The sequence below is a fragment of the Ferrovibrio sp. genome, from assembly GCF_964218355.1.
Classification (GTDB): domain Bacteria; phylum Pseudomonadota; class Alphaproteobacteria; order Ferrovibrionales; family Ferrovibrionaceae; genus Ferrovibrio.
In genome coordinates, this window is sequence record NZ_CAXPMC010000021.1 from 134,516 (window position 1) to 159,625 (window position 25,110).

General features: G+C 62.6%; 22 protein-coding genes. 10 read left to right on the plus strand and 12 right to left on the minus strand.

The features are described from left to right. Window positions 1-11: 11 nt before the first annotated feature. Window positions 12-773 carry a glucose 1-dehydrogenase gene (locus ACEQZY_RS16010; protein WP_300295869.1) on the plus strand — a complete coding sequence of 254 codons (762 nt, stop codon included), beginning with the start codon at window positions 12-14 and terminating at the stop codon, window positions 771-773. 552 nt (window positions 774-1,325) lie between these two features. On the opposite strand, the gene ACEQZY_RS16015 is transcribed toward ACEQZY_RS16010, so the two are convergent. From ACEQZY_RS16015 to ACEQZY_RS16025, 3 genes are read right to left on the minus strand one after another with little or no spacing between them, the layout of a single operon-like run. Then, complete coding sequence (locus ACEQZY_RS16015; RefSeq protein ID WP_367182951.1) at window positions 1,326-1,469, minus strand: acyl-CoA dehydrogenase family protein; 144 nt, start codon at window positions 1,467-1,469, stop codon at window positions 1,326-1,328. Between the two features lie 32 nt (window positions 1,470-1,501). After that, on the minus strand, window positions 1,502-3,031 hold the full coding sequence (locus ACEQZY_RS16020) for a class I adenylate-forming enzyme family protein (protein WP_300295872.1): 1,530 nt from the start codon (window positions 3,029-3,031) through the stop codon (window positions 1,502-1,504). A 31-nt stretch (window positions 3,032-3,062) separates the two neighbouring features. Further along, window positions 3,063-5,096 carry an FAD-dependent oxidoreductase gene (locus ACEQZY_RS16025; protein ID WP_300295874.1) on the minus strand — a complete coding sequence of 678 codons (2,034 nt, stop codon included), beginning with the start codon at window positions 5,094-5,096 and terminating at the stop codon, window positions 3,063-3,065. Between the two features lie 92 nt (window positions 5,097-5,188). Here ACEQZY_RS16025 and ACEQZY_RS16030 point away from each other — a divergent pair, with 92 nt between their 5' ends. The 9 genes from ACEQZY_RS16030 to ACEQZY_RS16070 are packed head-to-tail and all read left to right on the plus strand — an operon-like array spanning window position 5,189 to window position 16,046. After that, complete coding sequence (locus ACEQZY_RS16030; RefSeq protein WP_370155756.1) at window positions 5,189-6,364, plus strand: acyl-CoA dehydrogenase family protein; 1,176 nt, start codon at window positions 5,189-5,191, stop codon at window positions 6,362-6,364. Beyond that, on the plus strand, window positions 6,361-7,140 hold the full coding sequence (locus ACEQZY_RS16035; protein ID WP_370155758.1) for an enoyl-CoA hydratase/isomerase family protein: 780 nt from the start codon (window positions 6,361-6,363) through the stop codon (window positions 7,138-7,140). Before ACEQZY_RS16030 ends, ACEQZY_RS16035 begins: the two co-directional genes overlap by 4 nt. Before the next feature lie 14 nt (window positions 7,141-7,154). Further along, entirely contained in the window at window positions 7,155-8,315 is a 1,161-nt protein-coding gene (locus ACEQZY_RS16040; protein ID WP_300295882.1) for an acyl-CoA dehydrogenase family protein, read from the plus strand. Between the two features lie 24 nt (window positions 8,316-8,339). Further along, window positions 8,340-9,731, plus strand: a complete 1,392-nt coding sequence (locus ACEQZY_RS16045; protein WP_370155760.1) for a phenylacetate--CoA ligase family protein — start codon at window positions 8,340-8,342, stop codon at window positions 9,729-9,731. Then, on the plus strand, window positions 9,728-11,335 hold the full coding sequence (locus tag ACEQZY_RS16050) for an acyl-CoA carboxylase subunit beta (protein ID WP_300300434.1): 1,608 nt from the start codon (window positions 9,728-9,730) through the stop codon (window positions 11,333-11,335). The genes ACEQZY_RS16045 and ACEQZY_RS16050 overlap by 4 nt, the downstream gene beginning before the upstream one ends. A gap of 10 nt (window positions 11,336-11,345) precedes the next feature. Next, window positions 11,346-13,361: a biotin carboxylase N-terminal domain-containing protein gene (locus ACEQZY_RS16055; protein ID WP_300300436.1), complete on the plus strand. Its 2,016-nt coding sequence runs from the start codon at window positions 11,346-11,348 to the stop codon at window positions 13,359-13,361. Continuing rightward, complete coding sequence (locus tag ACEQZY_RS16060; protein WP_300300439.1) at window positions 13,358-14,317, plus strand: hydroxymethylglutaryl-CoA lyase; 960 nt, start codon at window positions 13,358-13,360, stop codon at window positions 14,315-14,317. Before ACEQZY_RS16055 ends, ACEQZY_RS16060 begins: the two co-directional genes overlap by 4 nt. An 11-nt stretch (window positions 14,318-14,328) precedes the next feature. Next, window positions 14,329-15,243 (plus strand): SDR family NAD(P)-dependent oxidoreductase, encoded by a 915-nt coding sequence (locus ACEQZY_RS16065; RefSeq protein WP_300300440.1) that lies wholly within the window; start codon window positions 14,329-14,331, stop codon window positions 15,241-15,243. Then, window positions 15,243-16,046: a citryl-CoA lyase gene (locus ACEQZY_RS16070; protein ID WP_300300442.1), complete on the plus strand. Its 804-nt coding sequence runs from the start codon at window positions 15,243-15,245 to the stop codon at window positions 16,044-16,046. The genes ACEQZY_RS16065 and ACEQZY_RS16070 overlap by 1 nt, the downstream gene beginning before the upstream one ends. A 48-nt stretch (window positions 16,047-16,094) precedes the next feature. Here ACEQZY_RS16070 and ACEQZY_RS16075 read toward each other — a convergent pair whose 3' ends face one another. The 9 genes from ACEQZY_RS16075 to ACEQZY_RS16115 are packed head-to-tail and all read right to left on the minus strand — an operon-like array spanning window position 16,095 to window position 25,095. Further along, on the minus strand, window positions 16,095-16,811 hold the full coding sequence (locus ACEQZY_RS16075) for an NUDIX domain-containing protein (protein WP_300300444.1): 717 nt from the start codon (window positions 16,809-16,811) through the stop codon (window positions 16,095-16,097). A 16-nt stretch (window positions 16,812-16,827) separates the two neighbouring features. Then, window positions 16,828-18,093 (minus strand): MFS transporter, encoded by a 1,266-nt coding sequence (locus tag ACEQZY_RS16080; protein WP_300300447.1) that lies wholly within the window; start codon window positions 18,091-18,093, stop codon window positions 16,828-16,830. A gap of 6 nt (window positions 18,094-18,099) precedes the next feature. Further along, the gene (locus ACEQZY_RS16085) at window positions 18,100-19,389 is read right to left on the minus strand and encodes a TRAP transporter large permease (protein WP_300300449.1); all 1,290 of its coding nucleotides are present in this window, start codon (window positions 19,387-19,389) and stop codon (window positions 18,100-18,102) included. Then, the gene (locus ACEQZY_RS16090; protein WP_300300452.1) at window positions 19,386-19,931 is read right to left on the minus strand and encodes a TRAP transporter small permease; all 546 of its coding nucleotides are present in this window, start codon (window positions 19,929-19,931) and stop codon (window positions 19,386-19,388) included. Before ACEQZY_RS16090 ends, ACEQZY_RS16085 begins: the two co-directional genes overlap by 4 nt. Window positions 19,932-19,956: 25 nt before the next feature. Beyond that, on the minus strand, window positions 19,957-20,721 hold the full coding sequence (locus ACEQZY_RS16095; protein WP_300300455.1) for an enoyl-CoA hydratase/isomerase family protein: 765 nt from the start codon (window positions 20,719-20,721) through the stop codon (window positions 19,957-19,959). Then, window positions 20,718-21,947 carry a CaiB/BaiF CoA-transferase family protein gene (locus ACEQZY_RS16100; RefSeq protein WP_300300457.1) on the minus strand — a complete coding sequence of 410 codons (1,230 nt, stop codon included), beginning with the start codon at window positions 21,945-21,947 and terminating at the stop codon, window positions 20,718-20,720. Before ACEQZY_RS16100 ends, ACEQZY_RS16095 begins: the two co-directional genes overlap by 4 nt. After that, window positions 21,944-23,215 carry an acetyl-CoA hydrolase/transferase family protein gene (locus ACEQZY_RS16105; protein ID WP_300300459.1) on the minus strand — a complete coding sequence of 424 codons (1,272 nt, stop codon included), beginning with the start codon at window positions 23,213-23,215 and terminating at the stop codon, window positions 21,944-21,946. The genes ACEQZY_RS16100 and ACEQZY_RS16105 overlap by 4 nt, the downstream gene beginning before the upstream one ends. A gap of 3 nt (window positions 23,216-23,218) precedes the next feature. Further along, window positions 23,219-24,091 (minus strand): CoA ester lyase, encoded by an 873-nt coding sequence (locus ACEQZY_RS16110; protein ID WP_300300462.1) that lies wholly within the window; start codon window positions 24,089-24,091, stop codon window positions 23,219-23,221. Then, the gene (locus ACEQZY_RS16115) at window positions 24,088-25,095 is read right to left on the minus strand and encodes a nitronate monooxygenase family protein (protein ID WP_300300464.1); all 1,008 of its coding nucleotides are present in this window, start codon (window positions 25,093-25,095) and stop codon (window positions 24,088-24,090) included. The genes ACEQZY_RS16110 and ACEQZY_RS16115 overlap by 4 nt, the downstream gene beginning before the upstream one ends. Window positions 25,096-25,110 lie beyond the last annotated feature (15 nt).

Genomic DNA, 25,110 nt, shown 5'->3' on the forward strand with positions numbered 1-25,110 from the left:
AGAAAGCGGGAATGCGCGGACTGAAGGGCAAGAGGGTAATCGTCACGGGTGGCGGAAGCGGAATCGGGCGAGCAGTTTGCTCAAGGTTTGCAGAGGAAGGAGCCGAAGTTGCAGTCTTCGACCTCAATGAAGAAGGAGGCCGGAAAACCGTCAGCTCGATCAAGGATGCAGGCGGCAAGGCGTACGCATACACTGTCGATATTACCGACCGCAAGGCCGTGGATGCCGCAGTCGCTGATTTCGAAGCGAGCCGTCCGATCGACGTTCTGGTCAACAATGCCGGCTGGGACGCGATCAAACCGTTCCTCGATACCGACCGGGCGCTTTGGGACAAGGTCATCGACATCAATCTGTATGGGCCGCTCAACATGCATCATGCCGTGTTGCCCGGCATGGTCAAGAACCGCTCTGGCCGCGTGGTCAACATCGCTTCCGATGCTGGCCGCGTCGGTTCGTCGGGCGAGGCCGTCTATTCGGCCTGCAAGGGCGGCATAATATCTTTCACCAAGACGCTCGCGCGTGAACTGGCGCGGCATGGCATCCAGCTCAATGCCGTCGCGCCGGGGCCGACTGATACGCCGCTATTCGCGCAGGTAGCCCAGGGCGAGACCGGCGCAAAAATAGCTGAAGGCCTGAAGCGGGCCATCCCGATGAAGCGGCTGGCTCAGCCAAGCGACTTCCCGGGCATCATCTGTTTCCTTGCATCGGAGGACGCCGGCTTCATCACCGGCCAAGTGATCTCGGTCTCCGGTGGGTTGTCGATGCACGGTTGATCGTCCGTGACAGCACCGCGGAGTTAGTAGCGTCGAGATCTGTTTTGAGTTCCCTCCCCAACTGGCCGTGCTACTGGCGCGGCCTTTTTTTCTTCGAGAGAAGTGGAAAAGTTCCAGATAGAATGCGACAGCCGCAGTGTAAGGACGCTGAAGGCGTTCCTCCGGAACTGCGACGGGAGCAGCTATGGAGGAAATCGCCGACCGCGCCGGCGCCTGTGCTGAGCGGTTCTGGCGAAGACCTCAGTCGCGCAGCTGTCCGTTTCAGCAGGCTCTCATCTGAATCGGGCGTGGCTCCAATTCAATCCAACTACCCGCCTGATTCCAAGAATTTTCCGGATTATTCGGGCGTGGGCCTCGCTGGAAACTGCGGGCCAGCTGCAGCCGCCCTGTTTCAGGCGGTCAGAGTGCACCGAGACCGGTGAGGTTACGTCCGATCACCAACGTCTGTATCTCGGTGGTGCCATCGGGATTGGCATGACTTTGGCGTTGCGGAAGTGCAGTTCCACCGGGAATCCCTTGGTGATCGCGTTACCGCCGTGGATCTGCGCCGCATTACTGGATCTCGACAGCCATCCCGGTGGCGTACCACTTTGCCATCGAGGTCTGAGTGTCGCAGCGAACGCCAAGCCCAAGAAGCTGCGACCCGCGCTGGCAGAGAAGCCGGGCCGTATCGAGTTGGGTAGCCATGTCAGCCAGGTTCGCACGTCAGTCAGCGTCAGGAGTAAGCATCAGTTCGGCTCGGCCTCAATCCAGGTTTCCAGGACGTGTCGCTGAATTTTGCCGCTGGTCGAGCGCGGGAAATCCCCAGAAGCGATGAAGCGGATCTCACGCGGTCGCTTATAGCCGGCCAGCTGCTCGCGGCAAAGCCGCATCAGTTCGTCGGCATCGGGGCCGTCGGCGTGCCGTGCGACGAAGGCCACCGGGCGTTCGCCCCAGCGCTGGTCCTTGACCTTCACCACGGCGGCGTCGATTACCTGCGGATGAGTCAGCAGTACCCGCTCGATCTCGGCCGGATAGACGTTCTCCCCACCCGACTTGATGAGGTATTTGGCGCGGTCCACGAAGTCGATGGTGCCGTCCGCATTGCGGCGGAAAACGTCGCCCATGTGGAAAAAGCCGCCGCGGAAGTCGTGGGCGTTGGCCTCATCGGCATTCCAGTACCCGGAAAACAGAGTGGGTCCGCGCACGGCCATTTCTCCGGGCGTTCCCTCCGCCACCTCACGCCCCTCCGGATCGACGAGCCGCACCTCGCAGAAGGCGCTGGCGCGCTTGGAGAGACGTTTCGGTGCGGCGCCCACCGGAATCAGCTCGGCGGTGGCCGGCGGCAGCCCCGTTTCGGTCGCGCCGAAGGAGTTGAGATAGGGCGCGCCGATCAGCGACGTGAGTTCTGCAATCTGATGCGGTGGCACCAGATCGGCCATGGCGCCGCAGACCCTGACGCCTCTGATCGGCAGGGGATTGGCGTGACGTTCTGCGATGAAGGTCTCGATCGCACCGGGCATCATAACGAACCAGCCGACCTTATGGCGGCTCAGCCCCTCATTGATAACGGCCAGTTGCAGGCCGTCTACGATCACCACGGGGCCACCCCGCAAGACCGTGGCGAGCGCATGGTCGGTCGAAGCCATATGGAACATCGGCGCCCAGGCGATGAAGGCGTCATCAGGTTCGAGCCCGAGTTGCGCCGCAAAGACCAGGGAACGCGCGATATGGGCGCGATGACTGATGAGCGCGCCCTTGGGCAACCCCGTGGTGCCGGAGGTGTAGAGAATGGTCAGGCCCGACTCAACGTCATTGACCAGCGCGCCAATGCGCGGGTCGGACACTGCTCCCGCCAGTGCAGTCTCCCAGTCCGGACCGATTTCCAGAACCGGCAGGTTCGAGACAGCGTCTAAGGCCGCGCGCAATTCAGGCTCTACTACGGCCAGAACCGGTTCGACCAGGTCGATGCAGTGCTTCAGCTCAGGTGCGGCCAGTCTCCAGTTCAGGCAGGCGACAATGGCACCGATTCCCGCAGCGGCCAGTTGCAGCTCCAGATACTCGCTGCGGTTATGCGATAGGATCGCCACCCGGTCCCCCGGCCTCACACCCCGCGCCAGAAGCACCGCCGCGAGACGGTCCACACGGTCCAGAAGGGTGCCGTAGCTGAGCCTTTTTTCTCCGTCCTCGAGTGCAAGCGCCCCTTCTTGCACGCGCGCTCTCGTGCGAAACATTGAATAGACATCGGCCTGCCCCGCTCGGTCCACCTCCGGCACCATGATGCTTCTCCCAGGTGTTCGATCCCGATTCTCACAAAGACTGGGCCAGCCGCACCCCTTCATCAATGGCACGCAGCGCATCGAGTTCAGCCGCCTCAGCCGCACCGCCGACCATCGAGGCGGAAATTCCCCGTGCCGTCAGCATATCGTACAGCGTCCGATCCGGTTCCTGTCCAGTACAGAGGACAATCGTGTCCGCGGCGACAACCCTTACCTCGCCGTTCAACACAATATGGAGCCCTTTGTCGTCGATCCGCTCATAGACCACACCTGCCAAGGTCTCGACTCCATGTTTGCGCAACGCGTTCCGAAGGATCCAGCCGGTCGAAACTCCAAGTCCCTGCCCCTGCTTGCTCGTCTTGCGTTGAAGCATCACTACTTTGCGCTTCGCAGGCAACTCAGCCAGCGGATCGCCCGCCAGCGCGCCGTCTTTCCTGAACTGTCCGTCCACACCCCATCTTTCGAAAAAGGCTGCGTTCTCGTTGGCCTCAGCCGATTGGGTAACAAGGAACTCGGCTACGTCATGGCCGATCCCGCCCGCGCCCATGATGGCCACGGTCTGTCCTGCCTCCCGTGCGCCGGAGAGGATCTCGGCATATGTCGCGACCTTGACATGATCGACGCCCGGAACGCCCGGGATGCGAGGGGTCACGCCGGTGGCGATCACCACATGATCAAACCCGGCAAGATCGTCCGCAGTTGCGCGACAGCCCAGCCGGAGGGTGACACCGTGCTTGCACATCTGAGCAGTGTAATAACGTAACGTTTCGTCGAACTCGCGCTTGCCCGGGACCGCACGCGCCAGTTGGAGCTGTCCGCCTAGCCGGTCCTCGGCCTCGAAAAGCGTGACCGCGTGGCCAAGCCGCGCAGCCTCGGCCGCGGTGGCCATACCCGCCGCCCCGCCGCCGACGATCGCCAATTTCTTTGGGGTCTCGCTCGGCGTGTCACGGAATTCCGCCTCGCGGCCGGCGCGCGGATTGACCAGGCAGCTTACCGGACGATCCGAGAAGATGAAATCTAGGCATGCCTGATTGCAGGCGATGCAGGTGTTGATCTCATGGGCTCGACCTTCGCGCACCTTCCTCACGAAATGAGGATCGGCGAGGAAGGGCCGCGCCATCGAGACCATGTCGGCATCTCCAGAGGCCAGGATGTCCTCGGCGACCTCAGGGGTGTTGATCCGGTTCGAGGCTATTACCGGGATTGAGACCGCCGCCTTCACGTTCGCCGCCGCCTGCCGCCAGGCGCCACGCGGCACCGGATAAGCGATCGTCGGCACGCGCGCCTCATGCCAGCCAATTCCGGTGTTCAGGATATCTGCGCCGGCGATCTCGATCTTGCGTGCGAGCATGGCAATCTCTTCTGCGGGCGCGCCGCTATCGACAAGATCGGCTGCCGAGATTCGGTATATTACCAGAAACTCCGGTCCGCAGCGGTCGCGCACCGCGCGCACGATTTCCACAGGAAATCGGTGCCGGTTATCGGCGCTGCCGCCCCAGCCGTCTTGACGTTTGTTGGTGTGGGTCACGGTGAATTCATTGATGAGATAACCTTCCGAACCCATGATCTCGACCCCGTCGAAACCTGCAGCCTGCGCGTTTGCCGCGGCAGTTGCGAAATCGTCTATGGTCCGTCGGATATCCGCAGCGGTCATCTCGCGCGGGGAATAGCGGTTGATCGGCGCCCGGATCGGCGAGGGTGCCACGCAACCTTCGAACTTAGCATAACGCCCCGCGTGGCAGATCTGCGCGCAAATCAAGCTCCCTTCTTGATGGACTGCATCGCAAATCGGCTTGAGGCTCAGCGCCTGCCGCGGATCGTCGAGCCGCGGACCTTCCGGATCGAACATGCCTTCGGCGTTGGGCGCAAAGCCGCCAGTTACGATGACCGCCGCTTCGCCCCGAGCGCGTTCACGATAGAACGCGAGCTGTCTTTCGATACCGTCGGGTTCGCCTTCAAGCCGCGTGTGCATCGAGCCCATAAGGACCCGGTTTCGCAGGTTGTGGGCACCTGCCCGGATCGGAGACAGCAATTTCTCGAACGTCCTGTCGTTCCTGCTGGACATATTCACATTCCTCACCTTTAACATCTTGCCAGATATTCTAACGTCTGTTAGGTTTTAAGAAAAGCGAGATTTACAGGCTCGGGAGGCCGCACGTGCAGTTTCAACCGACAGATGACCAACAGGCGTTTCGACGGACAGCACAGCGTTTCGCGCGTGAGAAACTCGCCCAGAGTTATCAGAAGCGAGCCACCGAGCACGTGATGGATCGCGCACTGGTCACGGAGATGGGGGCGCTTGGTCTGATCGGTGCCGATCTGCCCCAGGAGTTCGGCGGGTTGGGCGAAAGCTCGGTTACCGCGGGGTTGATCGTCGAGGAAATCGCGCGGGCCGATTTCAATGTCAGCTACATTCAACTTCTGGGATCGCTAATGGGCGGCATGGTCGCGCAACACGCCTCCACGGAAATCGCCAAGTATTGGGTGTCCCGTGTCACGGCGGGTACGGCGGTGATCGGGCTGGGATTGACCGAGCCGCGCGGCGGGTCCGATGCGGCGAACCTGCAACTTAGGGCTACCAAGTCCGGTAACGGCTGGCGACTGAATGGCGAGAAGACCTCGATGAGCTTTGCTGCGCAGGCTGATGCGGCGGTGGTCTTTGCCCGTACGGGTGATCCCGAGAGCGGTTCGCGGGGGGTCAGTGCGTTTTTTGTGGACCTGAACGAAAAGGGCGTCAAAAGAACCCATTTCGACGATATCGGCACCAAGCCCGTTGGGCGCGGGTCGGTCTTCTTTGACGATGTCTTCGTCCCTTCGCAGTGCCTCATGGCCGAGCAAGATCGTGCCTTCGGCACGATCATGGCAGGCTTCGACTATTCCAGAGCGCTGATTGGGCTGCAATGTCTGGGCGCGGCGCAGGCCTCCGTGGACGAAACTTGGGCATATGTGCAGGAACGCGAAGCTTTCGGCGCGCCGCTGGCGCAATATCAGGGTGTCAGCTTTCCGCTGGCCGAAGCCGAAACCCAACTCACCATGATGCGCCAGCTTTGCTACTACACGCTCGATTTGCGCGACCGTGGCCTCCCGCACACCAAAGAAGCGGCCATGTGCAAATGGTACGTGCCGAAGGCCGCTTGTGAAATCATCCATCAGTGCCTCATCCTGCACGGTCACTACGGATATACTGCCGACCTGCCCTACCATCAGCGCTACAACGACGTGCTGGGTCTGCAGATCGGCGATGGAACGGCACAAATCCAGAAGCTCGTTATTGCGCGGGAAAAAGTCGGCCGCATGGCGTTGCAATACGACAAGAAGGGGGGCGCGAAATGAGCGATCCCGTACATGTCAGCGTCGAAGGCAGCGTCGGCATAATCGAGCTCGCCCGCCCCGACAAGTTCAACTGCCTGTCGCAGGACGTGCATGAATGCATTTCCAGGGCACGCGAGACGTTTGAAGCCGACCGCAATATTCGCTCGATTCTGATCTGCGCGCAGGGAAAGCACTTCTGCACCGGCGCTGATCTGACTGAAGTGAAAAGGAAGTTATACGACGCGCAGATGCTGGACCATTTCCTCGCCCTTGGCATGGATGCATTCCGCAAACTGGAACAGAGCCGGCTGCCCGTGATCGTCGCAGTCCAGGGCCTTTGCCTGGCCGGCGGGCTCGAGCTGATGCTGTCCTGCGATGTCTGTTTCGCTGCGGAAAGCGCTCAGTTCGGGGACCAGCACGCGCAGTTCGGGCTGATCCCCGGCTGGGGCGGCAGCCAGCGGTTGACCCGACTTATTGGCCTGCGCCGGGCGCTCGATCTGATGTTCTCGGCGCGCTGGCTGAAGGCGGATGAGGCGAGGGAGGCGGGACTGGTGAACTACATTGTGCCGGAGGAAAAGCTGCGCCAGGCAGCGTTGGACTATTGTCTGAAAATCGCCAGCCGCTCACGCCCGGGCATTGCAGAGATGAAGCGCCTGGCACGCGAGGGGACCGACATGGGCATCGACCAGCAGATGCGGCTGGAGCGTGACGCTGCCTTGCGTGCGCTGCCGAACGAGGACGTGGCCGAAGGGCTGAATGCCTTTGAAGGTCGGCGCGCGCCGGCCTTCAAAGCATGACAAGAGGTGCGGGAATGGACTTCACGCTTAACGATGAGCAGCGCCAGATTTACGAATACGGGGCGCAGCTCGCGCAGAAATTCGACAATGCCTATTGGCTGGATCACGCCCGACGCCATGCCTTTCCCCGCGAGATGTTTCAGCAGATCGCCGATGACGGCTTCCTCGGCATCATGGTGCCCGTGGAATATGGCGGTGCCGGTCTCGGCATGACCGAGATGGCGCTCTTCATGGAGGGCACGGCTAACTACGGCATCCCGCTCCTGATGATGGTGGTCGGCCCCACCATGTCGCTCGCCCATATCGCCAGCCACGGGACCGAGTTCCACCGCAAGGAGCTCTTACCGGCCGCCTGCCGGGGCGAAATCCAGTTCTGTTTCGCGATCACCGAACCAGGTGCAGGCTCGAACACGATAAAGGCCACGACGCTCGCCAGGCGCAATGGCAACCGCTTCCGCCTTTCAGGGGAAAAGACCTTTATCACCGGCGCCGACGTCTCCGACTACTGCCTGGTTGTGGCGCGCACCAAGCCGCACACCGAGGTCACGCGCAAGACCGACGGCTTCACGCTTTTCGCGGTGAACCTGAAGGCGAAGGGCGTAGAGATGCAGCGGGTGAAGGTCTCGATCCCACTCCCGGAAGAACAGTGGACCCTGTTCTTCGACGAGGTGGACCTCGGTCCCGAGGACGTCGTGGGCGATGTGGACGACGGCTTCTCGATCCTGTTCGATTCACTCAATCCCGAGCGGATCATTCTGGCGGCTCTTTGCTGCGGCATCGGCCGGTTCGCCTTACGGAAGGCAGTGGCCTATGCTTGCGAGCGCAACGTATTCGGCCAGCCGATCGGCGCGCATCAGGGCGTGCAGCACCCGATGGCCAAGGCCCATACGGCCGTGGAGATGGCGAGCCTGATGGCCCGCCGCGCGGCCTGGGAATTCGACAACAAACTTCCGGCCGGCGCATCGTCGAACATGGCGAAATACGCCGCCGCCGAGGCCGGAATCGAGGCCGTGGACGCCGCCCTTCAGGCGCATGGCGGGTCGGGTTTCACGGAAGACACCGGGCTCTACGAGCTTTATCCGCTGGTCCGTCTGCTGCGCACCGCGCCGGTGAATCGTGAACTGTGCCTCAGCTTCATCGGCGAGAAGGTGATGGGCCTGCCCCGGTCTTACTGACCGAAAGTGCCCTGGGAGGAGAGTATGCAATACGGAATGCGCTTTCGGCGGGCCTGTGCCAGCGCAAAGGCGAACGACCGGTTCTGGCACGAGGTAGAGGGCATGCCGCTCGACGGGGTGCGCCGAATCCAGGAGGAGCGGCTGGTCGAGCAAATGGCCTATCTCAGGGCCAACTCGCCATTTTATCGGGACAAATTCGCGGCGGCCGGCATCGGTTTCGATGATATTCGCACCATCGAGGATCTGCAAAGGCTCCCCTTCACCTATAAGACCGAAATCCGCGAAAGCCTGTCGGCCGAGCCGCCTTTCGGCCGCCACCGCGCCGCCCCGATGGAAGACATCATCCAGATGCAGGCTTCATCGGGCACAACCGGCAACCCGTCTTATGTGGCGCTGACAGAATCCGACGCCGAGATGTGGCACGAGATGAGCGCACGCTGCTTCTTCGCCAACGGCGTGCGGCCCGGCGATATGGTACTTCATGCTTTTTCGCTGGCCAAAGGCTTTGTCGGTGGTGTTCCAGTGATGCAGGGGCTTCAGTATATGGGCGCCATCGACGTGCCGGTGGGCGCCGATGGCGGTGCTGACCGGCTCCTTCGCGCCTGCGCCGACGTCCGCCCGCGCTGCGTCGTCGGGGCGCCGAATTTCGTGATCCACCTGGCGGAGAAGGCCGAAGAGGTACTGGGCGTCCCAGCGAGCAGACTGGGAGTGGAACGAGCCATCGTCGGCGGCGAGCCGGGGGGCGGCATTCCGGCGATCCGCGACAAGATCGAAAAACTCTGGGGCGCCAAGTGCACCGAGATGCTGGGCGGTACCGACCTGGGTGTTACGTACTGGGCCGAATGTGACCGGCAGTCTGGCATGCACATGGTCAGCATGGATTATATCATCACCGAGTTGCTCGACCCTGATACCGGCAAGATCATCCCTTGGGAGGAGGGCGCCAAGGGCGAGATGATCTACACCGCCCTCGGTCGCCGGGCGAGCCCGCTAGTGCGCTTCCGCTCTGGCGATTTCATCGAGGTCCTGGGCACGACCTGCCCCTGCGGCCGGACGGGTCCCAAGATCCGTTGTACAGGGCGCACCGATGACATGCTGATCGTGCGCGGTGCCAACGTATTCCCCTCGGCAATTCACAGCATCGTCAACGAGATGGTGCCAGAAACGAATGGCGTGATGCGTGTGGTGGCTGACTTTGAGGGTCACACCACGCAGGAGGCGCTGAAAATCATTGTCGAGCGCGGACCCGCCCTCAAGCCCGAGGCCGATCCGACTCTGAAGAAAAAGATTGAGCAGCGCCTGCGCGACGCTTTGGTGTTCAAGGCCGATGTCAGGATCGTCGATCCCGACACCTTCGAAAAGCCAGGAGCGGCCAAGATAGCCTTCGTTTTGAGAAAATTCCCCAACCTGCCATGACAAAGCTGAAATCCCTGCTCGACCCCGGATCGGAAGACTTTCGGGCGAACGAAACGCATTATCGCGCCAAGGTGGCCGAGTTGTACGCACTGCGGCGCACCCAGCGTGTCGGCGGACCGGAAAGCGCGCAGGAACGCCATGTGAAGAAGGGCAAGATCCTGCCACGCGAACGAGTTGAGCGGCTGGTCGACCCTGGCATGCCGTTCCTGGAACTCGGCGAACTGGCCGGCCTCGACAGGTATGAGGGCGTACCGCCCGGCGCGGGCATCATCACCGGCATCGGGGTGATCGAGGGCCGTCACTGCATGATCATCGCCAACGACGCTACCGTGAAGGGCGGCACCTACTTCGGCATGACCTGTCGAAAGCACGTGCGCGCCCAGCGGGTCGCCTGGGCCAATCGCCTGCCTGTCGTGACGCTGGTCGATTCCGGCGGCGCGTTTCTGCCTGATCAGGAAAACATCTTCCCCGACGAAGGCCAGTTCGGCTCGATATTTCACAATCAAGTTGGGATGTCAGGCGACGGCGTACCGCAGATCGCCGTGGTCATGGGCCCCTGCACCGCTGGCGGTGCCTATATTCCGGCGCTTTGCGACGAGGTGGTCATCGTGCGCGGCCAGGGCTTCATGTATCTTGGTGGGCCGGAACTCACCTTCGCCGCCACTGGCGAGAAGGTCGATAACGAGATCCTTGGCGGCGCCAAGATGCACTGCTCGGTCTCGGGTGTAACCGACCATCTGGCCGAGGATGACGCCCATGCGCTCGCCATCACGCGAGAGATCGTCAAGCATCTGGGCGAGAAGCCCTTCCCGCGCAAGAGCCCGGCCCCGCCGCGCCCCCCGGCCTACCCCGTGGAAGAGATTTACGGCATCGTAAGCCGTAACCCCAAGGTACCCACTGAGAACCGCGAAATCGTCGCGCGGCTGGTGGACGACAGCCAGTTCCATGAGTTCAAGCCGCTCTACGGCGACACTCTGATGACCGGTTGGGGCCGCATTCACGGGCATGAGGTGGGGATTCTTGCCAATACCGGCGTGCTGTTCGTGGAAGCGGCGCTGAAGGCCACGCATTTCATCAATCTTTGCGTGCAGCGCGACATCCCGCTGCTGTTTCTGGCCGACGTCAATGGCTTCATGGTGGGCCGCGAGGTCGAGCAGATGGGAATCGCCAAGGCGGGCGCCAAGATGATCACCGCCATGTCCTCCGCTCGCGTGCCGAAATTCACCATCATTACAGGGGGTTCGTACGGAGCCGGATATCTGGCCATGCTAGGCCGCCCTTTTCAACCTGATGCGATGTTTGCCTGGCCCACGGGCCGCGCGGCCATCATGGGGCCGGAACAGGCCGCCAGCGTGCTGGCCCAGGTGCGTGCCCAGATCAACGGGCGCGAGGGCAAGGCATGGACAAAGGAGGAGGAAGAAGCCTTCAAGGCGCCTATCCGCAAGGAATATGAGGATTTTCAGGGCGCCTATAACTTCGCCTCGAATCTCTGGGTTGACGGCGTGATCGAGCCCTGCGAAACGCGCGAAGTCCTGGCGCTGCTGCTCGACATCACCTCGCGGCGGCCGAGAGCCGAAACCCACTTTGGCGTGTTCAGGATGTGAGGCGGCTGCAGTGAAGATCAAGACGCTTCTTATCGCCAACCGCGGCGAAATCGCTTGCCGGATCGCCCGCACGGCGAGGAGCTGCGGCATCATACCCGTCGGAGTCCATTCCGAGGCCGATGCCAATTCGCTCCACGTACGCGAGATCGCCCACTCGATCTGGATCGGCGGCGGGCCTGCCCCGGAAAGCTACCTGCGCATTGACGCAGTGCTGGCCGCGGCGAAGGACGCTGGGGCCGACGCCATCCATCCCGGCTACGGCTTCCTCGCCGAGAACCCCGAATTCGCGCGCGCGGTCGAGGCCGCCGGCATGATCTTCATGGGGCCGACGCCGGAAACCCTGGAACGCTTCGGCGACAAAGCCACCGCCAAGGAGGCGGCCATCGCCGCCGGTCTGCCGGTGATTTCGGGGGCCGCAGGCACCCTGTCCGATCCCGACAAAATCGCCGCCGAAGTGCGCCGGATGGGGCTGCCCGTGCTGCTGAAGGCAGTGGGCGGCGGCGGCGGACGCGGGCAGCGGCTCGTAGTTGACGAGAAGACCCTGGCCGCCGACATCGAGGGGGCGATGCGTGAGGCGAAGTCGACCTTCGGCTCGGAAGGTCTCCTGCTGGAACGCTTCCTGTCCGAGGCCCGTCACGTGGAGGTGCAGATTGCCGGTGACGGCAAGGGCCATGTAGTGCATCTGTTCGAGCGCGACTGCACGCTCCAGCGCCGCCATCAGAAGGTGATCGAGGAGGCGCCCGCCTGGGGCCTGCCCCGCGCGCTTCTCGACGCGATCACCCGTGACGCGGTGCGCCTTGGCGAGACACTCGACTACCGGGGGCTCGGCACAGTGGAGTTCCTCGTGGTGGGAAAGGAGTACTTCTTCCTCGAGGTGAACCCGCGCATCCAGGTCGAACATCCTGTCACCGAGGCAGTCACGGGACTCGACCTCGTGGCTCTGCATCTGCGTATCGCCGAGGGCCTCGGCCTGGGACTCAGCCAGGACGAGCTGAAGGTCGACGGCCACGCCGTCGAGGCGCGGCTCTATGCCGAGGATCCGGCGATGCAGTTCGCCCCGTCCACCGGCAGATTGACCACGCTCAGCCTGCCCGACGGTCTCCGCATCGACAGCGGGGTCGAGGCCGGCGATACCGTCACTCCCTACTACGATCCCATGATCGCGAAGCTGATCGTCCATGCGCCCGACCGCGAGACAGCACTGGCGCGGCTCGCGCAGGCGCTGGATCATGTCGCTGTCGAAGGTGTCGAGACCAATCGCGCCTTCCTGGCCGCGCTGGCCCGCAACACCGATTTCGAGAAAATGAACGTCCACACCCGCTGGATCGACGAGCGGCTGAACGATCTAACTGCGCCCATGCAAGTCCCGGATACCCGGCTTTGGAAAGCCGTGGCTGCCGTGCTTTTCGTCGTTCGTGAACGCTCAGATGGCGCCGCCGAACCATGGTCGAACCGCGACGTGTTCACAAACTGGCGGCTCGGCCTTGGCGGCGGAATGATGGAGGCGGGCCAGCGGGTCATGCTGACCGACGCAGCGGGAAGCTCTGGGGAGCTCTGCGTGAGCCCAGTCCGCTCCGGCGACATCTACACAGTCTACGGAATTGACGGAGCCGCCCTCACCTTCTCCTGCCGTGAGATCGCGCCGGGTCGATGGCGCGTGGCGCAGGGTGGAATGGTAAACGTGGTAACGGCGCGCCTCCACGCCGGGGGGATCGAGATCGACGCGGCGCCGGGCCGACTGGTCTACCGGCCGGCACTACCCTTGGCCTCGGCAGGCGCAGACAGCGCTGCCGAGCGGACCGTTGCCTCGCCGCTAACCGGGATGATCGTCGACATCAAAGTATCCGAAGGCGATGCGATCGCCGAAGGCGATGTATTAGCGGTCCTGGAGTCGATGAAGCTCGAGATTTCCATCAGGGCGTCTGCCCCCGGCATCGCCGCGAAGGTTGCGGTCTCAAAGGGCATGATGGTGAATCGCGGCCAGATGATCGCCGAGATCATACCACCCGAAAAGGAGCAGGCATGACCGACTTTCCAAAGTTTGTAGAATTTCGTGAAGAAGGCCCGCGCGAGGGTTTTCAGATCGAAACCAAGATGTACCCCATCGAGCAACGGGTTGAACTGATCGACATGCTCAGCGAAACGGGGCTGAAGCGGATCCAGGTGGGCAGCTTCGTGAGCCCCAGATACGTGCCGCAGATGGCCGACACGGGCGAACTGTTCCAGCGCATCAAGCGCAAGCCAAGTGTGAAATACACCGCACTCTGGCTGAACGAGAAAGGGTTCCGCAAGGCGTTATCTGCGCATCGGGTCGATATTGACCCGCGGCTTCTTTTCTATCCCTCCGAAGCGTTCGCGCAGTCCAACAATAACTGTTCCTCAGCGGATATGCGCGAGCGGCAGCGCGAATGGGTGCGACTCTACAAGGAAACGGGATACACCGTCGATGCCGCCTATGTGATGACCGCGTTCGGCTGCAATCTTCAGGGGCCGATCCCGCAGGAGCAAGTTCTGGACGACTTCCGCTTTGTCCTCCGACTTTGCGAAGAAGAGGAAATTCCGGTACCTATCCTTGTGATCGCCGACACGATGGGCTGGGGCAACCCCGAAGCGGTCAAGCGCATGATCGGCGCCCTGCGTGAGCTGGCGCCCGGGGCGCGCATCGGAATGCATCTCCACGACACACGCGGGCTGGGCATCGCCAATATCCATGCGGCACTGTCGATGGGGGTGGACATGTTCGAAACCTCGGTGGCGGGTCTGGGCGGCTGCCCCTTCGCGGGCCACGGCCATGCCCGCGCAGCGGGCAATGTCTGCACCGAAGACGCGGTGCTTCTGTGTCACGAGCTGGGTATCGAGACGGGCATCGACCTTGAAAAGCTGATCGCCGCTGCGGCGAAGGCGGAAGAGATCATCGGCGCACCTCTGATGGGCCGGGTGATGCATTCCGGCAGCCTCGACAAGTTTCGCCTAGCGAAATGAGGAGGACCGATATGGGAAAAATACTGAACGGAAAGGTCGTGCTGGTCACCGGCGCAGGTGGCGGGATCGGCCGCGAGGTCGCACTTATGGCGGCAGCCGAAGGAGCGGCGGTCGTGGTCAATGATTTGGGCGCGACGCTCAAGGGCGTCGGGCAAACTATCACCGCTGCGCAGGCCGTCGTGAACGAGATCAAGGCTGCCGGCGGCAACGCCATCGCCGATGGCGGCAGCGTAACCGACCCGGACGCCGCCCGAGCCATGGTCGAGGCCGCCGTAAAGGAGTTTGGCCGCATCGACGCCGTAGTGAACAATGCCGGGATCCTGCGCGATGGCTTCTTTCACAAGATGACATACGACGACTTCGACGCGGTGGTGAAGGTACATCTTTATGGCGCCTTCAACACCAGCCGCGCTGCAGCTGATTATTTCCGCGAGCAGCAAAGCGGCGCATTGGTGCACATGACTTCGACCTCGGGCCTGATCGGCAATTACGCACAGGCCAACTATTCGGCGGCGAAACTTGGAATCGCGGCTTTTTCGAGAGCCGTCGCACTGGACCTCAGACGCTGGAACGTGCGGTCCAACTGCATCGCGCCCTTCGCCTGGAGCCGGATGATTTCGTCGATCAAGACCGACACGCCGGAGCAGGAGGCGCGGGTCGAAAAGATCAAGAAGATGACACCCGCCAAGGTCGCGCCTATGGCTTGCTATCTGATGAGCGATGAGGCTGCAGATGTCTCGGGCCAGATTTTCGCCGTTCGGATGAATGAAGTCTTTCTGATGAGCCAGCCGCGGCCGGTGCGTTCGGTGCATTCCGGCGACGGTTGGACCCCCGACACAATCGCCGTGCATGCCGTTCCCGCGCTCAAATCGCATTTCACGCCGCTGGAAGTTTCGGCGGACGTCTTTTCCTGGGATCCCGTCTGATGGCCAGACGCAAGGACAAAATCACCTCCGCCATTGCCTGGAGCAAACCCGACAAGATCAGCGTGCGCGGACTGGACCTGACGAACGAGATTCTGGGGCACATGAATCTCGGCGATCTGGCGTTCCTGCAGTTGACGGGCCGCAGGGCCACGCCCCAGGAAAGCCAGGTGTTCAACGCCCTCGTCATCACGCTGGTCGAACATGGTATCACGCCGTCTGCCTTGGCCGCGCGCATGACCTATATGGGTGCGCCGGAATCGCTCCAGGCCGCCGTCGCGGCTGGGCTCTGCGGGCTGGGCACGGTATTCGTCGGCTCGATGGAAGGCGCTTCAAAGATGCTGTACGAGGCGTTGCCGGAGGACAAACTGGGCACCGGTGCCGATCTCGACGCCATTGCCGCCAAAACGGTCGAGACGTTCCGCCGCCGCAGGACAATTGTGCCGGGGCTGGGCCATCCGGTACACAAGCCGGTAGACCCCCGCGCGCCGCGGCTTTTCCAGATTGCGGCGGAGAACGGTAAGTCGGGCGAATATGTCGCGCTGATCCAGAAGATCCAAGCTGCCGCGGAAAAGGCGTCGGGCAAGATGCTGCCGATCAACGCCACCGGCGCGATCGGAGCGATCTGCTGCGAGTTCGGCTTCCCATGGAAGATCGTGCGCGGCTTTGGCGTGATGGCACGCGCGATCGGGCTTGTGGGCCATATCCTCGAGGAGAGCGAGAATCCGATTTCCTACGAAATCTGGCAGCGCGCTGAAGAGGAGATCCTGGAGACAAGCGGCCCCGGCGAGCACGCGGTGGAATGAAGGACCCGCACCTCCGCGCTGTCAACCATGACCAGTTGCGTGAGGAACTCAGGCCCGGCGGAATCGGTTTTCCAGCACGGCCGTTTCGCCGTACGCGGCCGCTTCCGGGATCCGGAACAGCCGGCCTTCGGGACTATCGGATGGTTCGGGAACCACGGTAACGATCGGTCGTTCCCGTGCTGCCGCCAGTGCGGCCGTTACAGTATTGTAGCGTGCCAGCCAGCGCAGGTTCATATAAGTGGCGAACATCAGGTTGAGCTCGCAGGCCTCGGCGGCCGCAACGACCGCCGAAGGGCGGAGCCATGCCGCGGACATGACTTCGCGCAAGTCCGCGGCAGCGGCTTGGCGCGACGGACCTCGCGCCAGGAAAAAATGAGTATCGAAGCGTTTCGGCAGATGTGGCGGTGTTATCCAATGGGCAAAGGGCACCAGGCGATCTGTAGCCAGCGCAAAACCCCCTTTTCTTAGCAGCGTCTGGAAGTCGGCTGCTGGCGCGACCGCCTCGGGCTCGGGTTCGGCCAGAAGCAGACCGCATTCTTCATAAGTTTCCCGGATGGCGGTGACCCGCAGCGTCGCATCGGCTGCATTGCCCGTTGCCAGTGTCGCATCCGCAGCATCCACCGCGCCGCCCGGAAATACGAATTTTCCCGCGGCAAAACTCGCAGATCCGGTCCGCTCCACCATCATGACTTCGGTACTATCAGCGCCGTCACGTAGCAGGATGAGCGAAGCCGCCAGACGCGGAACTGCAACGGCGGAGGACATCAGGCAATCTCCATGGTCATGCGGGCGGCAGTCGGATCGGGGTCGGTGAGCGGAAAGCGGTCTGCCAGGTGAATGGCATGGCCGCAAGAAGAATGCCTGTTGCGGCAACGATCAGGGCGATCCGGTAATTGCCCGACAAGTCGTGCAGATAGCCCGACAGCCAGGCGCCAAAGCCGGCGCCGACATTGCTGGTGGCATAGATCACGCCATAAATGGCCGCCGCAGCGGGACCGGTGAAAAGGCGGTTCGACATCGTTGCGATGATCGGTCCGCGCGCGCCCTGTGCAATGCCGAAGATGCCGACATAGGCCGCTAGCAGCCACTCCGAGACCGCGTAGCTCAGGCCCAACAGGCAAAGGGTGCCGGCGTAGGTGCAAGCGAAGCTCAGCAATGCGATCGGGCGCAGGCCGAACCGGTCGGAGAGCCAGCCGGACAGGATCACGCCGCCGACAGAGAGCATGCCGGAAAGGCCGAAAGCCGTCGCCGCCGTCAGGGGCGCATAGCCACTTTCCACCAGGAAGGGCACCACCTGCACGATCACCACATACATGCTGAATCCGGTCAGGCCGAATGTCGCCATTAGCCCGAGGAATTCCGGACGACGGAACGCCTGAGTGAGACTCGGGCTCGCATTCGCGTCTCCGGATGCACCAGAACTTGCGTTCAATGCGGGTACGGCAGGATCCAGTCGCCGCCAGGGCAACAATAAGGTGAGCACAATCAGCACTGCGACCGTCCAGCCCATGACGGCATAGGTACTGCGCCAGCCCTGCCACTCGATCCACCATTGCGCCAGCGGGACCAGAAGGAGCGAGCCGGTGCCGAGCCCGGCATAAACCGCTCCCATAGCGACCGACACGCGCTGGCGGAACCACCCGCCAATCAGGGCCGAGGCAGGCACAATCCCGATCGCCGCAATACCGATACTGGCCAGTACGCCGATGCAGAGATACAGAGCGACGATACCGTCGGCATGAGCCGCGCCCAACATCGCGAACGCAATCAATGCAACCCCGAGCGCATAGCAGACACGGGCGCCAAGGCGGCGCAACAGAAGACCGGCGAGCGGCGCGCTCAGTCCGGAGACGAGCATATAGGTGGAATAGACGCCTGCTGTCTGCTGCCGCGTAGCGCCGAATTCCTGCTCGATCGGCAGCAGGAATACCATCCAGGTATCTGCTACCCCGCGCGAGATAAAGACGAACCCGAAGGCGACGGCCAGCGCGAAAGTGGCAAGCCGCCCTCTACCGTCGTCCTGTACCTTACGCGCGACATCCGTCATACGCGATTACTGAACGATTGTTGACGGCAGCCACATGACCAGGGCGGGAAACATGGCCAGGAGAAGAATGACCAGCATATGCGCGATTACATGCGGCGTGACGCCGATGAAGATATCCTTGACCGGTATCTTGGAATAGGCCGATACCACGTAGACATTCAGCCCGACCGGCGGCGTGACCAGACCGACTTCGGCGGTGATGATTATGATGATGCCGAACCAGATCGGATCGAAGCCCAGCGCCGTCACCACCGGCAGGACGACCGGCACGGTGAGAAACAGGATCGCCACCTGGTCCAGGAAGCATCCTAGAACCAGATACAGCAGCACGATCAGCAGAAAAATGAACCACCGCGACACATCGAGATTTCCGACATAGGAAACCAGTTCCTGGGTGAACCCAGTGAGCGTGAAGTAATACCCGAAGACCTGGGCGCAGATGATGATCAGGACGATCATGCAGGTTGTGCGGGATGCACTGAACAAGGCGTTGCAAAAACTGTTCCAGGTGAGCCGCCGCCGCATTGCCGCGATCACCATGGCACCGAAAGCACCGAGGCTGGCAGCCTCAGTCGGCGTGGCGATGCCGAGATAGATACAGCCGGTCACCAGCATAATCAGCGCTACCATGGGCCCGACGATGCGCAAGGAGGCAACCTTTTCCCGCAGGGAGTAACTCGAGACGGCGGGCGCATGGGAGGGATTGATCGCCGCAAGGACCAGAACCGTCAAAGCGATTACCAGGGTGACCAGCAGGCCCGGGATAATGCCCGCAATCAGCAGCTTGCTGATGCTCAGCTGCGCGATGAGGCCATACAGCACGATTGCGATCGACGGCGGGATCAGCATCGCCAGCGTGCCGGAGATGGCAACGACGCCGGAAGCAAGACGAGGATTGTAGTTGTGCCGGATCATCGCCGGGATGCTGGTTCCCGACAGGGTGGCGGCCGCCGCCGTAGAGGAGCCAGAGATCGCACCGAAGCCGGCACCGGCCAGAGCAGTTGCTATCGCAAGTCCCGCCGGTGTCCGCCCGAGCCACACCTTGGCGCTGTCGAACAGCTCCTCTGCGATGCGGCTGACGATAATGAATTCCGCCATGAGCATGAACATCGGCACGGTGATCAGCTCGTAGGACGACGTGGTAGACAGCGGAGTGGCACGCAGGATGCCAAGCACCATGTCCAGACCGCCCTTGAGCCACAGACCGACCATGCCGGCGACGCCCAACGCGAAGGCCACCGGCATACCGAAGACCAGCAGCAGGAGCAGTATGATTATTCCGGCGGCGACAATCATTCCATATGCTCCCCGGCGAGTTGATCTCCGCCTTTCTGCTCGAACGGGCGGCCACTCAACAGGGCGATGATTCGATTGATGGTGGCCAGCACGACGCGGATGATCAGCAATCCGACGCCGACCGAGCCAAAGATGTATGGCGGCCAGGTCGGCCAGGGGATTGTGCCGTCGACCACGTCATTGGCCAGAAAGGCCTCAATGCCGTTGATCGCCATCTGATGTAGGATCAGCGCGAAAAGCAGCAATGAGGCGCAATAACCGATTATCTCGGCGGCAAGCAGCAATCGGGTGCCGCGAAGCACGTCGAAAAGATCGACCTTGATATGGGCGCCGCGGCGGAAGGTATCGGCGAGCGCAAGGAAGAAGACCAGCGTGACGAGGTACATTCCGATGAGGTCGAACGACCAGCTGAGCGGCGCGGAGAAGAAATAGCGCAGAACGACGTCCACCACGATGACCATCATGATGGTAAACAGCCCGGCGCCTGCGAGATACAGGAAGAGCCGGTCGAGCGCTCCGATCAATCTATCCAGCCCTGCCATATGTCCTCCCTCACCCGCGCTGTTTTCAGCGTCCACGCCACTGCGGCTTACGTTTTTCCTTGAAGGCACGCGGGCCTTCCTGGGCATCCTCGCTGCGGTAGACACGTTCGAAAACGTGATGTCCCGCCCGCAGCGCTGCGGACCGCCCCATTTCCGTTGAGAGATACACCAGTTCCCGCGCGGCGCGTACGGTCAACGGTGCGTTGCCGGCAATCTTCTCCGCCATCGCCAGAGCCGCCGGCATGAGTTCCGCGGCCGGGACCACCTGGTTGACAAAGCCGATCTCATAGGCGCGCCTGGCACTGATCGGATCGCCGGTCAGCAGCAATTCCATCATCACACGCTGCGGGATGATATAGCCCAGAGGCGCCGCCCAGGGCATGCCGCGGCCGACCTTGCCCTCGGTGATGGCGAACGTGGCATGCTCGGCGGCGATGCAGAGGTCGCACATCTGGGTCAGCAGCCAGCCGCCCGCATAGGCGACACCATTGACTGCGGCAATGACGGGCTTGGTTACATGTACCGTATCCCCGATCACCGGCAGGAAATCGCGCGGCGGCACCCCCAGCATGGTCTCGGCCGCCTCCTTGAGATCCATGCCGGCACAGAAGGCCTTGTCGCCGGAGCCAGTCAGAATGGCGACGAGGGCCGTTTCATCGGCCTCAAAGCGTTCGAAAGCGGCACGCAGGCCGAGGCGGACGGCTTTGCTGATGGCATTGCGCTGTTCCGGCCGGTTGATGGTGATAACAACCACATCACCCCGGCGGTCATACAGGATCTCGTCGCTCATGCTTTTGCCTTCCCCCGCCAGCGCCGGATAGCACCGCGCTGCTCAAGTCCGTCGAGTTCGGCATCGCCGATCCCGAGCTCACCCAGAACCTCAGCCGTATGCTCACCCAGCAGGGGTGCCGCACGCGCGAAGCTCGCCGGCGTGTTTGAGAACCGCACCGGTGAAGACGGCAGACGCAGCTTGCCATCATGCGGGTCATCCAGGTCCTGGAAGAAGCCGACGTCGCTCAGATGCGGGTCGGTATACAGATCCGCCATGCTGTTGAGCCGGGCGACCGGAATTTCGGCCTGCTCGAGCAGCTCCAGCCATTCCTCCGAGGTCCGCTCGGCAATGACCTCTGCCACCATGGTGCAAAACGCCGCCATATTGGCGCTGCGCGCCGCCTGGCTGGAGAACCGCTCATCAGAGGCGAGCGCCGGACGACCAGCCAGCTCGGTGAAGCGACGCCATTGCTTGTCATTATAGACCAGCACGGAAAGATAGCCGTTGCGCGTCTTGTACGGCCGGCGGTAGGGCGTGACCGTGCGGTCATAGACCGGACGGCCGAGCGGCGGGTCATAAGCCGCGCCGGCGATATGCTCGACCAGAAGGAAGGATGCCGTGATCTCGAACATCGGCACTTCGATCTCCTGGCCCCCGCCGCCACGCTGCCGGTGGAACAGGGCGGCCATGATCGCATAGGCGGCGCTGAGCGCGCAGACCTTGTCGCCAACCACGGTGGTGACGTATTGCGGTTCGGGATTGATCTCGGCCTGCAGCATGGCCAGACCGCTAATCGCCTGGATCGTGTCGTCATAGGCCGGCCTGCCGGAATACCGGCCGTCCTTGCCGTAACCATAGAGGCTTGCGTAGATCACGCCGGGATTGACGGCAGATACAGCTGCATAATCGAGGCCCAGCCGCTGAATGGCGGGCAGCCGCATGGAATGGAGCACGATATCAGCCGTCTCGGCCAGACGCAGGCAGATATCCCGTCCCTCCGTCGTGCGCAGATCCAGCACGATGCCCCGCTTGCCGCGGTTGAGATTGGTGAACATGCCGCTGCGCCCCTTGGTCTTGCTGGGACCGACATAGCGGGAAGTATCGCCATCGGGGCTTTCGACCTTGATCACGTCGGCGCCCAGATCGGCCATGATCTGGGTGCAATAGGGACCCATCAGGACCGACGTCAGGTCCAGCACGCGGATGCCGGACAGCGGGCCCTGTTTCTTTTCGGACTTGGTCATGCGGAACTCTTTCCAGCGGCATGGACGGCACGGTCGAGAGACTCGCGATGCGCCGGATGTGCGATTTCGATGAGAGTCCGGGTGCGCTGACTCAGGGTTTTACCCTGCAGGTTGGCAGCACCGAACTCGGTGATGATCACATCCACATCGCTGCGCGCCGTGGTGACAGGCCCGGACAGACGCGCGACAATGCGGCTGACCGCACCATTCTGCGCCGTACTCGGCAGGGCGATGATGGAATGGCCGCCGGGCGAAGCGGCAGCAGCACGGACATAATCCACCTGCCCCCCGACCGCGCCGACATACTGTCCGCCGGCGCTTTCGGCATTCACCTGTCCCGTCAGATCCACCTCGACGGCAGAGTTCAGCGACACAAACCGCGAGAGCTGCGACAGGACGGCAAAGTTGTGCGTATGCGACAGCGGATGCATGCGCACGCTTTTGTTGCGATGGCAGAAGTCGAACAGACGCCGCGTCCCGATCAGGGCGCCGGTGACGCTGATGCCGGGATCGACCTCCTTGTAGGCATTCGAGATCGCGCCGGCTTCCACCAGATCGACCACGCTGTCGCCCAGCATGCCGGAATGGATGCCAAGATCACGGCGGCTGCGCAGATCGGACATCACCGCTTCGGGGACCGACCCGATACCGACCTGCAGCGTGGCCCGATCCGGGATATAGGCCTGCGCGAAGCCGGAAATGGTACGGTCCAGGTCGGTAATTGCGGCGGGTGGCAACTCGACCAGCGGCCGATCGCTTTCCACCAGAAAATCGATATCGTCGGCGGTGAGCGGCTCGACGCAGGGAACCTGCGGAACATTGACGTTCATTTCGGCCACAACGACACGGGCGCGCCGGACGGCGGCGCGAATATAGTCGCTCGCCAACCCGAGGCTGAAATGCCCAGTTTCATCCCGAGGCGCTACCTGCACGAATGCGACATCGCAGGGGATGATGCCGTCGGCGACATAGGACTCCATCTTGGAGACATGACACGGCAGGACGTCCAGAACGCCGGCCTTGGCAAGCCGGCGATTGCTGCCTACCGCCCCCATGCCGAGAAAGCGGATGTGATCGGTATATTCCGGCCGCAGGGTGTCTGAGAATCCGGAGCCGAGAAAGACTGTGATGCCTCCCAGATCGGCACGCTGCGCCATCAGCGCTTCGGTCAAGGTCAACGGCTCGGCGCAGGCCTGCCCCCAGATAATGGTGTCTCCAGGCCGAACGATATTCCTGAGGTCCAGTTTGCCGGCATCCAGTTTCTGCATGGCTCAGCCCCGCGCCTCAATCTGGCGAGCCAGTTCCAGCACTGCCTCGGCACGCTTGAGCAGCGGCCCGTCGATCATCTGCCCCTTGAAATCGATGGTGCCGAGTCCACGACGCGCGGCGTCGTTATAGACGGCGATGAGTTCGCGGGCATGCTCGGTCTCCGCAGTTGTCGGGGCGAAGATCTCATTGCAGATTTCGACCTGGCGCGGCACCACGCAGATCTTGCCCTCATACCCGAGGTCGCGCCCCTTCTCGGCATCCCGGCGGCACTGATCGTCGTCACGGATCTCGACCACCGCCTGATCGATGGCGATGACACGTGCCGCTTTCGCGGCGAGCACCACCTGCGAGCGGGCATAGAGAACCTCCTCGCCGACTCGCGTCCGCCGGGCGCCGATGTCGGAGGCAAAATCCTCCGCGCCGAAGAAAGCCGAGGTGATGCGCGGGTGGGCAGCGCATAACGCGACGGCGTCGATCACGCCGCGCATCGATTCGATTCCGGCCATGATCTCAATCCGCCGCTTGCCGGATTGCGCAGTCTCGGCATGCTCGATCGCATGGACATTCGGGAACAGCTCATCCCGGCTTTCCAGCTTCGGCACGATCACGCCATCGATGTCGCAGGCCACGGCCGCTTCGATGTCGCGAAGGTAGTGCTTCGATGTGGCCTGGTTTATGCGCACATAGAGCTTGCCGCGCAGATCCGTGCCTCGCAGCATCTGCACTGCTTCACTAAGGCGCGAGCGGGCAGTATCCTTGTCGCCCTCGGGCGTTCCGTCCTCCAGATCGATGGCATAACAATCGGCCCTGAAGCGGGGGAATTTGGCCAACAGGTCATGCCGGTTGGCCGGCGCAAAGAAGAGACTGCGGATCATGGCACGCCCTCCAGCGCGAAGGACTGCCTGTAAGCGGCGCAGGCTTCCTCGAAAATGTCGCGTACGATCTCGCCGGCGGGTTTGACGGCATGGATCAGTCCGACGCTCTGGCCCGCGGGCAGAACGCCGTTATCGATGTCGCCCTCGATACGGCCGCGGATGGTGGCGGGCAAGCCGATCTCCTGCAGTTGCCGCGGATACGGGAGGATCTTGTCCTGATTATGATCCCAATAATTTGTGAAGCTGTTGCGCAGCATGCGCACGGTTTTGCCGCTATGGGCGCGGCTGATCACTGTACCCTCCTCGTCGCGCGCCACCAGCTCATTCTTGTAGTTTTCGTGCGCCCGGGCCTCCTCGGAGGCGATAAAGCGCGTCCCCATCCAAACACCGACGGCGCCGAAGGCAAGCGCGGCGAGCAGGCCGCGCCCATCGGCCAACCCGCCGCCGGCAATGACCGGAATCTTCACCGCCTGTGTTACCGCCGGCACCAGCGCCGCGGTGCCGACGCGGCCGACATGACCCCCGCCGTCACCACCCGACGCGATCAGCATGTCGACGCCCTGGGCTTCCAGCATCCGCGCCTGCCGCACATTGCCGACGACGCTCATGACGGTCATGCCGCGCTCGTGCGCCTCGTTGACCACGCCCAGCGGATTTCCGAGGCCGGAAATCAGCACCGGGGCGCGTTCCTCAAGGCTGACGGCGATCTGGTCCTGCACCTGCCGGGTATAGGTGATCGAGGCCTCATCATCGCCGGATACCTTGGCAAAAAGAATGTCGACGCCGAACGGCTTGTCGGTGCTGTCGCGGATCACCCGGATTTCACGGCGCAGCTCGTCGGCCGTCAGGTAGCCGGCGCCGATCACACCGAGACCGCCGGCGGCCGATACAGCGGCGGCCAAGCGCCCATAGGCAACCTGTCCCATGCCCGCCTGCATGATCGGATAGGCGATCCCGAGCCGGCGGCACAGGGCAGTGGATTGCAGGATCTGTTCGATTCTCACAGCAATATCTCCCCC